Annotated in this window: 9 protein-coding genes; 4 read left to right on the top strand and 5 right to left on the bottom strand. The window is 67.9% G+C overall.

The features are described from left to right. Window positions 1-8 precede the first annotated feature (8 nt). Window positions 9-896, bottom strand: a complete 888-nt coding sequence (gene pstB / locus JFB92_RS20640) for a phosphate ABC transporter ATP-binding protein PstB (protein WP_199043096.1) — start codon at window positions 894-896, stop codon at window positions 9-11. Window positions 897-1,107: 211 nt separating this feature from the next. On the opposite strand from pstB, the gene JFB92_RS20635 reads away from it, so the two are divergent. Then, window positions 1,108-1,500 (top strand): phage holin family protein, encoded by a 393-nt coding sequence (locus JFB92_RS20635; protein WP_199043094.1) that lies wholly within the window; start codon window positions 1,108-1,110, stop codon window positions 1,498-1,500. A gap of 22 nt (window positions 1,501-1,522) precedes the next feature. Here JFB92_RS20635 and JFB92_RS20630 read toward each other — a convergent pair whose 3' ends face one another. Then, complete coding sequence (locus tag JFB92_RS20630; protein WP_199043092.1) at window positions 1,523-1,999, bottom strand: hypothetical protein; 477 nt, start codon at window positions 1,997-1,999, stop codon at window positions 1,523-1,525. A gap of 595 nt (window positions 2,000-2,594) precedes the next feature. Here JFB92_RS20630 and JFB92_RS20625 point away from each other — a divergent pair. Next, entirely contained in the window at window positions 2,595-2,792 is a 198-nt protein-coding gene (locus tag JFB92_RS20625) for a DUF397 domain-containing protein (protein WP_307789237.1), read from the top strand. Window positions 2,793-2,846: 54 nt separating this feature from the next. Here the strand turns inward: JFB92_RS20625 and JFB92_RS20620 are convergent, their stop codons facing one another. Next, window positions 2,847-3,665: a helix-turn-helix domain-containing protein gene (locus JFB92_RS20620; protein WP_199043089.1), complete on the bottom strand. Its 819-nt coding sequence runs from the start codon at window positions 3,663-3,665 to the stop codon at window positions 2,847-2,849. Window positions 3,666-4,222: 557 nt separating this feature from the next. Between JFB92_RS20620 and JFB92_RS20615 the strand changes: the two genes are divergently transcribed. Both JFB92_RS20615 and JFB92_RS20610 read left to right on the top strand, forming a co-directional pair. Then, on the top strand, window positions 4,223-4,465 hold the full coding sequence (locus JFB92_RS20615; RefSeq protein WP_199043087.1) for a hypothetical protein: 243 nt from the start codon (window positions 4,223-4,225) through the stop codon (window positions 4,463-4,465). A 102-nt stretch (window positions 4,466-4,567) separates the two neighbouring features. Then, window positions 4,568-6,280, top strand: coding sequence for a serine/threonine-protein kinase (locus JFB92_RS20610; RefSeq protein ID WP_199043086.1), 1,713 nt, complete (start codon window positions 4,568-4,570; stop codon window positions 6,278-6,280). Window positions 6,281-6,294: 14 nt separating this feature from the next. On the opposite strand, the gene JFB92_RS20605 is transcribed toward JFB92_RS20610, so the two are convergent. Further along, window positions 6,295-9,273, bottom strand: coding sequence for a UPF0182 family membrane protein (locus JFB92_RS20605; RefSeq protein WP_199043084.1), 2,979 nt, complete (start codon window positions 9,271-9,273; stop codon window positions 6,295-6,297). A 92-nt stretch (window positions 9,274-9,365) separates the two neighbouring features. After that, window positions 9,366-10,340: a YlbL family protein gene (locus JFB92_RS20600; protein WP_199043083.1), complete on the bottom strand. Its 975-nt coding sequence runs from the start codon at window positions 10,338-10,340 to the stop codon at window positions 9,366-9,368. Window positions 10,341-10,362: the final 22 nt, after the last annotated feature.

Genomic DNA, 10,362 nt, shown 5'->3' with positions numbered 1-10,362 from the left:
TCGCGCTGCTAGCCGAAGCGGCCGGTGACGTAGTTCTCGGTGCGCTCGTCGGAGGGGGTGGTGAAGATCCGCTGCGTGTCGTCGAACTCGACCAGCACGCCGGTGCGGGTGTCGCTGAGCTCGTTGACCTCGGTGGAGAAGAACGCGGTCTTGTCGGACACGCGCGCGGCCTGCTGCATGTTGTGGGTGACGATGACGATCGTGAACTGCTGGGCCAGGTCGACCATGAGCTCCTCGATGCGCGCGGTGGCGATCGGGTCGAGGGCCGAGCAGGGCTCGTCCATCAGCACCACCTCGGGCTGGAGGGCGATGGTGCGGGCGATGCACAGGCGCTGCTGCTGTCCGCCCGAGAGCGCCAGGGCGCTCTTCTTGAGGTTGTCCTTGACCTCGTCCCAGAGCGCGGCCTTCTTCAGGGAGTCCTCGACGATCCCGTCGCGCTCGGAGCGCGAGACGCCGTGGATCTTCGGACCGTAGGCGACGTTCTCGTAGATGGACTTGGGGAAGGGGTTGGGCTTCTGGAAGACCATGCCGATGCGGCGGCGGACCTCGACCGGGTCGACGTCGCCGTCGTAGATGTTCTTGCCGTGGAAGGCGACCGTGCCTTCGACTCTGGCGCCGGGGATGAGGTCGTTCATGCGGTTGAGCGAGCGCAGCAGGGTCGACTTGCCGCAGCCGGAGGGCCCGATGAGCGCGGTGATCTCGTTCTTGACGACCGTGAAGTTCACTTCTTTGACCGCGTTGTAGGCGCCGTAGTAGACGTGGACGTCGTTGATGTCGAATACGGTGGCACCCTCCGAGGCGCCGTCCGCGGACCGCCGGGGCTCGGCCTGAGGAGCCGCTCCGATGCGCCGGGGGCTCACCGTGGGGCCTGCGCCGGACAGGGTCGGGTCGCTCATTGGGTTACTCCTTCATGGCGGGACTTGAGCCATAAATTTGTGATTTGACGGACGAAGGCCCGTTGGGACTGGGGCGAATATAGGCCGTGCGGGTAGCGGCGGGCTCGCTCTCCGGTGAACTGCGGGTGAAGCGCGGATCGCGGGTGCGTCTCGGCTGCCCGTTCTGTCCGTTCGGCCGCGCGGAGGGGGCGCGGGGGCGATACTCGACGCTGTGAACTTCTTGGTGCGTCTCCTGCTGACGGCCCTGGCGTTGTGGGTGGCCTCGCTGCTGGTCCCCGGCGTGGAGCTGCTGGGCGATTCGACTCTGGACGAGTTCTTCGCGCTGGTGGTGGCGGCGTTGGTGTTCACGATCGTGAACACGTTCGTCAAGCCACTGGTGATGGTGCTCGGGTGCGCGCTCTACGTGCTGACTCTGGGCCTGTTCGCCCTGGTGGTGAACGCGCTGATGTTCTGGCTGACCGGTTGGGTCTCCGACGGGCTCGGGCTGGGGTTCGTCGTCGACGGGTTCTGGGCGGCGTTCTGGGGCGCGATCATCGTCTCGCTGACGATGTGGGTGATGGACCTGGTGGCGCCCTCGAAGGGGCGGCGGGACCGGGCGGACTGACCGTCCGCCCGATCCGTTGCTCTCAGTAGAAATAGACCCCGGTCGAGGGTCCGGTGGGCACGTCGCGCTGCTGGTCGTCTCGGCCGGTCGGGGAGGGGTTTCCGGTGGTGTTGAACGGAACCGGCCCCTGTGGGCCCGGGGCCTTGCCGAGGCGGCGGCGCATGATGTTGAGGTTGTGGAGCCCGGCCAGCGAGTAGGTCCGGGCGCGGTCGAATTGCTTGGTCTTCTTGGCGGTCTTCATGATCTCGCCGGCGCTGCGGTAGAGCTTGCGGGCCCGTTCGAGTGCGGCGGCGGCCTCGTCGTCGGTGGGTCGAGGCGGGGCTATGGCGAGCTGATTGGTCAGCAGCCTGGTCCAGGCCTCGGCGTCGGCCTTGGCGCGGGCCTTGCGGCGGCGCCGCGTCTCGATGTACGCGCGCAGACCGAGCACGGCCGCGAAGACGAGGATGATACCGACTACCGCGACGAAAGAGGCGATCGTGACTTGGATTGCGTCTTGCATCGTCACCCCCGTGACCTGTGATGTTGGTTCTCTCTGAATATTATTCCATTCCGCTCCGACTTTTATGAAACTCCCCCCGCTTGGCCCCAGGGACGGCGCTTCTCCAACATTCGGTGCATTCACAGTGAACTTCGGCCCAAGTCACTCCATTTTCATGCATCGATACGCATACAACTATGTTTAAAGTGACTTCACGATACACCCGCCCACACCAGCGGGTCTTCCGGCGCGGACACCGGCTCGGCCGCCGTCCGCGCTCGTGAATCGTCACTCAATGCACTCGATTGGGTGATTACGGTCCGCGATGTTCACGCCCGCGAAGGCCCCTCCGGATGAGACGCCGCAACCGTCCACCCGGCATTGGGCACCGGCGCGGACCGGACGCCGGCCCCCAGAGGCATCCGCCGGAACCTGGACCAACGCGCCCGGGACGGCCTCGCGACCGTCCAGTTCGAGTCCGGGAATGCCTCTCGGGCACGCCGACCGCTCCACGCACGAATCCCGAACGCGCGATGTCAGGAAACCGATAGTGACGGATAAGTGACGCTTACAACATGTGGCTCTGGCTAAGGTAAACCTGACCTGGGGACTCGAAATGCTCCTTGGAAGGAGGAGATCCATGTTGACCCAGACATGGAGGAAGAGCAGCAGATCAGGCCCGAACGGGGCCTGTGTCGAGGTCCGGTTGGCCGGGAGTGGCGTCGAAATTCGCGACTCCAAGCTTGAGGCCAGCCCGATCTTGAGTGCCGGCCAAGCTGACTGGCGGGCACTGCTGCACACCGAAGGCCGGTAGCGAACGGACGGAGGGGCGCCGCGGCATCGCCGCGGCGCCCCTCCGCGCGCCGGTTCACAGGTCGCGCAGCCGCGCGGCCTGCCGCTCGATGAACTCCAGGCTCTGGCCCGGCCCGAGGGCCGCCGAGCGCAGGTTGCCGAAGACTTCGTGGAAGGGGGCGACGTCCTCGCCCTCCTCGTACACATCGCCGTTGTGGCCCTCGATGTAGACCACGTCGGGGTGCCGGTATCCGGGATCGACGTCGCCGTCGACCTCCCCGAATCCCAGGATCGTGAACGAGGACAGCATGCCGGGGTACGCGCCGCCGTCGAACGGCAGCACCTGGAGGTGCACGTTCGGCAGGGCCGCCAGCTCCAGCAGATTCCGCAGCTGGTCGACCATGACCTTGGGCCCGCCCAGGACGCGTCGGATCGCGGCCTCGTCGATGACGTTCCAGATCTTCAGGTCGTCGCGCAGCCGCTGCTGGCGCTCCATGCGCAGCGAGATGCGCTCGTCCATGAAATGCCTCGACTGCTCGGTGACGAAGTCGAAGGTGGCACGGGCGTATTCGCGGGTCTGGAGCAGCCCGTTGATGATGAGCCCGTCGTAGATGTACAGGTTCGAGGCGTCCTGCTCCAGGCCGATGTAGGTCGCGTACGGCGGGGAGATGGTGTCGGAGTACCGGGCCCACCAGCCGCGCTTGCGGCCGTCGCGCGCCAGTCGCACCAGCTCGTCGACCTGCGCGTCGTCATCGAGGCCGTAGACCTCGGCCAGGGCCATGACGTCGCGGGGCTTGATGCCCACGCGCCCGAGCTCCATCCGGTAGATCGTCGAGGTGGTCACCTCCAGCGCGTCGGCCGCCGCCTGGGCGTCCCTGCCCGATTTCTCGCGCATGTCGCGCAGGATCTTGCCCGCCCGCCGGCGACGGACGGTGGGACTGCCGCCTGAAGGCATAGCCTTGCCCCCCAACCTCTTCGGAAGATCGCTCTCAGCGTCGTCGTTCGATGTTCCCATTTGACACCCTGGTCCCTCCGGTTCAGGCCGCGACGCACCGAGCCGGAGAGGACTTGTGGCCGCTCACCGGGGGTGCCTCCGTGGACGGTACGGCTCCGCTTGCTTGGCGAACTCGCGGCTCCGCTGGCGTCGCCGTGTCGCCGAGGATGGGGAGATAATTCGCCACCCGATCCGGTTATACCTCTTGCATCCAAAATCTGCATGTGCAATTCTACTTTGCGGAGGGGCTACCCGCCCCACTGACTGTACCGATTCGACACCGCGACTCGAATTCCGACTGGTGATCAACCGGTCGGCGCTCGAATGGCGTTGGACGCCAACGAAACTGGAACCAAGACTAGCGAGAAGGGCTACCCGCGTTGCGAAGTCCGTACACACTCGACAATCCTCCGCCGGACGAACCGCCTGGCGGCGTCCTGGTGCCGAGCCTGTGGCGCGTGCAAGCGCGGTGGTGGAAACGGCACACTCCCGCATCAGACCAGCGCGGCTCCCGGCGACCGGTGTGCGGCCACTGCCACCAGGCCTGGCCCTGCCACTCGTGGGCCTGCTGGGACGGCCAGCTCGGCGAGGCGGTCGCCTCCCCCGGTCTCGGAGTCGAATCGATCAGCGAGCCCGCGCCGACGGCCCGGGCCCACCTCGACGCCCGCCGGCAGACGCCACCCCAAAGAAGCGCCGCCTGACGCGTAGCCTCAGCCGCTTCCGGTCGTTAGACCCCAGAGAGAAGTTCCGACGCTTGCCGAACCCATGGCTCGCGAGCGTCGCCGAGGGGGGAAAGCCGCCGGATGCTGAGCACGCGCAACCTCAAGGCAGGCGATGTACTGGACGGGCGGTACCGGCTCGAACGCCGCGTCGGCGGCGGCGGTATGGGCGACGTCTGGGAGGCCACCGACACGGTCCTGTGGCGGAAGGTCGCCGTAAAGGTCCTGCTGGCCGACCTGGTGGACGACCGCGGATTCCGCGAGCGGTTCCGCCGCGAGGCCCGCGCCATCGCCGCGATGCGCGGCTCGGGCGTCATCGAGGTCTACGACTACGGCGAGATCGACCACGGCGACTCCCAGCTGGCGTACCTGATCATGGAGTTCGTCGACGGCAAGCCGCTCTCGCGGCTGCTGGGTCTATGGGGAAAGCTCCCGTCCGACGACACGCTCAGGATCGTCGGCGGCGTCGCCGAGGCGCTCCGCGCCGCCCACGCCGCGGGCATCGTCCATCGAGACATAAAGCCCGGCAACATCCTCGTCCGCGACGACGGCTCGGTCGTGCTGGTGGACTTCGGGATCGCCCGCGCCAACCACAACCTGACCCTCACCACCACCGGCGTGGTGCTGGGCACGGTCACCTACATGTCTCCCGAGCAGGCCGCCGGGGAGAACCTCACCGCGGCCTCGGACCTGTACTCGCTCGGCGTGGTCGCCCACCAGTGCCTGGCCGGGTCGCCGCCGTTCAAGGCGGACACGCCGCTCGGGGTGCTGTCGGCGCACCTGCGCAACAGCCCGCCGCCGCTGCCGCCCGAGGTGCCCAGCGAGGTCGCCGGGATCGTCACGCGATCGCTCCAGAAGGAGCCCCCGGCGCGCTGGCCCGACGCGGCCGCGCTCGCCGAGGCCTGCCGCCGCACCAGGGCGATGCTCGCGGCGGTCCCGCGCCCGGCGCCGCCCTCCCCGCCGGTCTCCCCCACACGCATCCAGTCCGACCCCTACTACGCCGGGGCCGCGGTCACCGGAGGTCCGCAGGACCCGGTGACCGGTCCTCAGCCGGTCGGGAACTCCGGCGCCCACCGCGTCTCCAGCTCTCATCCGGTCCCGGTCACCGGGGCGCACGCCGCACCGCCACCGCAGGCGCCCGGCGCGCCCGCCCCGGCCGAGGAGCCCGAGCCGCCGCGGCACCGCCGCAGGTGGGCCGCCATCGGCGGGACCATCGCGGCCGTGGCCGCGCTCGGCGCGGTGATCATCACCAGCCCCTGGGACGGCCCGACCGGTGCGGGGACGGCCCCGTCCGGGCAGTCCCAGGACGACCCGGCCGAAGTGCGCGGCCAGGGCTCCGGAGACGAATGGGCCGGAGACGACGACTCGAACGACTACGAGCGGCCGACCGAGTCCCCCAGCGCGGGCGAGACGCCGACCGCCGAGGACGACGAGTCGGCGCCCGCCGACGACACCGAGCCGAGCTCGGGACCGACCGAATCGACCAGCCCGACGCCGAGCCCCACGGAGAGCGAGGCGGCCACCGCGAACGTCCCCGACCTGTCGGGCAAGACCGAGTCCGGCGCGCGGCAGCGCCTCGAAGAGGCCGGTCTGGCCGCCGACGTCGAATACCAGGGCGAGGGCGACCACAAGTGCGGCGTGGTCGGACAGTCCCCGGCATCGGGGACCACCGTCGAGGAGGGCTCGACGGTGCGGGTCACCGTCAAGCGGGCCGCCGACTCCGACTCCTGCAAGTCCGAATCGGACGACTCGGGGGATTCCGGCGGCGGCCAGTCGCCGCCGCCGGAATCCCCCTGAGAGTCCTCGGGTCCTTACTCCCCGGCCGCCTGTCTGGCCTGCTCGAGGGCGTCGAGCGCCGAGAACAGGTCGTCCAGGGCCGCACCGATCTCCTCGTTGGTACCGCTGGCCTGGGCCTCCTCGTATGCGGCCTGGGCTTCGAGCACGTCCTGGATCGCCTCGTCGACCGAGTCCGGCGTCTCCGCCGGAGTCTCGGTGGTCGGATCCTCGGTGGGCTCGTCCGTCGGTTCTTCGGTGGTGTCCTCACCGCCTTCGTCATCGGGGTCGACCTCCACCGGCTGCTCGCCGGAGAGGTACTTGTCCACCACCGATTCCAAGGCGTCCTCGAAGGTCTCCGCGTAGCCGACGTGGCCGCCGTAGGAGATGGCGACGTTCTGCAGCACCGGCAGTGTGGTGCTGCCTCCGCCGACCTGCCTGCGCAGGTAGAGCGGCTCGACGTACATGATGCCGCTGCCGACCGGCATCGCCAGCAGGTTCCCCCATTCGACGTCGAGGTTCGCCTGCTGGTACTGGCGCAGGTCGTCGACCACCGTCTGGTCCTGCGTGATGAGCTGGTGCATCTGCCTGGCCGACTGCGTGTCGGAGCCGGCGATCTGGAGCAGGTTCAGCACCGGTTTCCCGTCGGCATCGTAGTGGCCCGACATCATCGCGGACATGATGTTGTCTCGCGAGACCGGTGTGAACGTCGTTGTCAACTGGAACGCCGCCTCGTCGAGGCCGTAACTGGCGTAGACGTAGTACGCCGGCTGAGTGGTCTCGCTGGCGCTGGCCGGGTCGTCGGGGACGTCCCATGCCTCGGAGTTCTCGATGAACGTCCCGGAGTCGTCGACGTGGTAGCGCTCGAGAACCTCCCGCTGCACACTGAACATGTCCTGCGCGTAGCGGAAGTGGGCGACCAGCTCCTCGTTCTCCAGGACCTCCTCCTTCGGAACCACCAGGTCCCCGCCGTACACCTCGTTCCATGCCTGGAGAATCGGGTCCTCGTCGTCCCACTCGTAGAGCGTCACCTCGCCGGTGTAGGCGTTGACCACCGCCTTGACCGAGCTCCGCATGTAGTTGACGTCTTCGCTCTCCTGCGTCGCGGTGCCGGCGCCCGTGTAGGTGTCGCTGGTGGCGCCAGCCAAGTTGACTCGGTCGGAGTAGGGGAAGTCGTTCGCGGTCGTGTAACCGTCGATGACCCACACGATCTCGCCGTCGACGGCGGCCGGGTACGGGTCGGAGTCGATGGTCAGGAACGGCGCGACCTTCTCCACGCGGTCGCGCACATTGCGGTCGTAGAGCAGCTGCGACTCGCCGTTGACGCGGTCCGAGAGCAGGAACCGCGGCTCCTGGAACTCCCAGGCGTACAGCAGGCGGTTCATCCAGGAGCCCAAGTCGACACCGGAGTCGCCCTGCCAGGTGGTCCGCACCTCGCCCGAGACGACCTCGGTCTCCTCGCCCTCCTCGGTCTGCTCGGCCTCCTCGCTGACCGCGACGTCGGCGGGCCGGTCGAACTCGACCGGGTCGTCGCCCTCTTCGACGCCGACGATCGCGTAGTCGTTGTTGAGCATCCCGAAGTAGATCTGGGGCTGATCGACCTCGATGTAGTCGACACTGCTGACACATCGGCTGGTCTCGTCGTCGTCATCGCCGCGCATCACACCGGAGGTGAACAGCGGCAGCCCTTCGCCGCACACTTCGCGGGTCGGTGCCGAGACCAGGCCCCAGCCGTGGGTCAGCTGGGTGTAGCGGACCGTCCAGTCCTGCTGGCTCTCGTTGTAGTTGTTGGGGTCGAGCTCGCGCACACCCACGACGAAGTCCTCGGTGACGGTGTCACCGGCCTCGTTCTCATAGGTGTAGCGGTCGATGTCGAGCTTGTCCTCGAAGGCGTAGAAGCTTCGCGGCTGCTGGCCCTGGGTGAAGGCGTCCGAGACCAGTGAAGGGTCGATCAGGCGCGTGTTCGGGACCGTCTCGGTGTCCTCGTTCAGCGTCTCGGCGTTCGGCCTCGAGTCCACCTGGTACGTGGTGGAGTCGAGCGTCCCCTCGCCCAGGCCGAACCCGAAGCGGGTGCCGTCGATCGTGTACTGGACGTACTCGCCTTCGCGCTGGGGCACGTTCGGCTCGACCTGGAAGTTGCGGACCACGGCCGGGTAGATGCCGCCGGCGGCGATCGCGGTGACCACGACCAGGCCGAGCGCGGCGCCCGGCAGCGCCAGGGACCGGGTCAGGCCCCAGGAGAAGACCAGGATGACCACAGCGGCGATCAGCGAGACCCAGATCAAGGCGGTCTTGGCGTGCATGAGCGCTTCGATCTCGGTGTAACCGCCGCCGACGACGTTGGTGACCTCGTTCTGCTGGTTGACGAAGTCGAACCGGTCGAAGTAGTAGGCCACGGCCTTCAGGCCCAGGAACAGCGCCACCAGGACCGACAGGTGGATGCGGGCCGCGTTGGTCATGCGGTCGCCCTGTCCGGAGAAGCGAAGCGCCCCGTACAGGTAGTAGGCGCCCAGGGAGGCCAGGATCGCTACGATCACGGCCGCGAATCCGAAGCCGATCATGAACTCCCAGAACGGGAGCTTGAAGACGTAGAAGCCGGCGTCGCGGTCGAAGATCGGGTCGGTCCATCCGAAGGAGCCGCCCTCGCGGAACAGCAGCCAGGTCTCCCAGCGGCTCTGGGCCGACATGCCGGCGAAGATGCCGATCACGGCCGCGAGCCCGGCGATCCACCAGCCGGCCCGGGGGGAGAGCAGTTCGCGGTAGCGCTCGAGGCCCTCCTGCTCGGCGGTGGCCGGCCAGGTGTCGGGCCGGAAGCGGTAGGCGATGTAGAGGTTGAGCGCGGTCCACGCGGCCATTGCGAGCGTGAATACACCGAACAACCCGATCCGCGTCCACATCATCGTCGAGAAGACGGTCGTGTAGTCGACCGAGTCGTACCAGAGGTAGTTGGTGCGGAGGCTGACCAGCCACCCCAGCACCGACAGCAGCACGATCGCGGCGACGAGGAGGATCAGCACATAGCGTCCTCGCCGGCTCATCCGTGGGGGTGTGGGCGTCCGGTTGGCCAATCTAAGCAACTCCTTTGTGTCTCATAGGACCGGTTCGCGGCTCAGCAGGTCTGGACGTCGCCGCCGGCGGCAAAGGACTCCAGTGCCCGCACGGCGTCCGCGAGGGTCTCCACCCTGACAATAGTCATGTCATCCGGCGCCACTGTGACGGCGTCCGAACAGTTTGCGGCCGGGGCGAGGAAGAGGTCGACGCCCTCTTGGTCCGAGGCCGCGATCTTCTGCTGGATCCCGCCGATCGGGCCGACGTTCCCTTCCGGATCGATTTCGCCGGTCCCGGCGATCTCGTGTCCGGCCACCAGGTCCTCCTCGGTGACCCGGTCGACGATGCCGATCGCGAAGATCAGCCCGGCGGAGGGGCCGCCGATGTCGAGCGCCTCGGTGTCGATCTCGATGCCGTAGGGGTCTCGGCGGGTCTGCTCCAATTCGACGTCGGAGAGCAGTACGTCTTCGACGGTCTCCTCCTCGCCGTCTCGTTCCACAGTCACCGTGGTTTCGCTGTCGGCGTAATCCTCGAGTTGCTCGAGCCCGGTGACGGCGGTGTCGTCGACGGTCAGGAGGTGGTCGTCGGTCCGCAGTCCCTGTGAGTCGCCGGTGACGAGCAGTTCGGCGGGCTCGCCGAGGTAGCCCAGGGCGGCCTGTTCGGCGTTGGACTGCGACTCGACCCAGTCGGCCTCCTGTTCGGCGGTGATCTCCTCCTGGGTCTGATCCGGCGGGTAGATCAGGTTGCGGGGCACGACGGCCTGGTCGTTCGACATCCAGTAGCGCAGCGCCTGAGCGAGGGTGACCCGAGACTTGACGCGGACGGTGGTCAGACGCAGCTCGCCGGTGGTCTCGTAGCCGACCTCGGCGGTGATGATCTGGTGCTCGACGTCGTTGTCGTCGATGGTGGAGGTCAGCACGTCCTGCGTGGGACCCGGCCCCATCGCCACATAGGCCACGTCCATCGACAGGGCCTGCCAGGTCAGCAGTGCCACCAGCGCCGCGCCCAACACCACTGTGATTCCGCGCCTCTTCATGCGCGGAAGACTACATGGCGCC

Origin of the sequence: Glycomyces salinus (assembly GCF_016428645.1) — a bacterium.
Classification (GTDB): domain Bacteria; phylum Actinomycetota; class Actinomycetes; order Mycobacteriales; family Micromonosporaceae; genus Glycomyces; species Glycomyces salinus.
The sequence above is the reverse complement of the archived record's forward strand: the minus strand, read 5'-3'. Positions and strand labels throughout refer to the sequence as shown.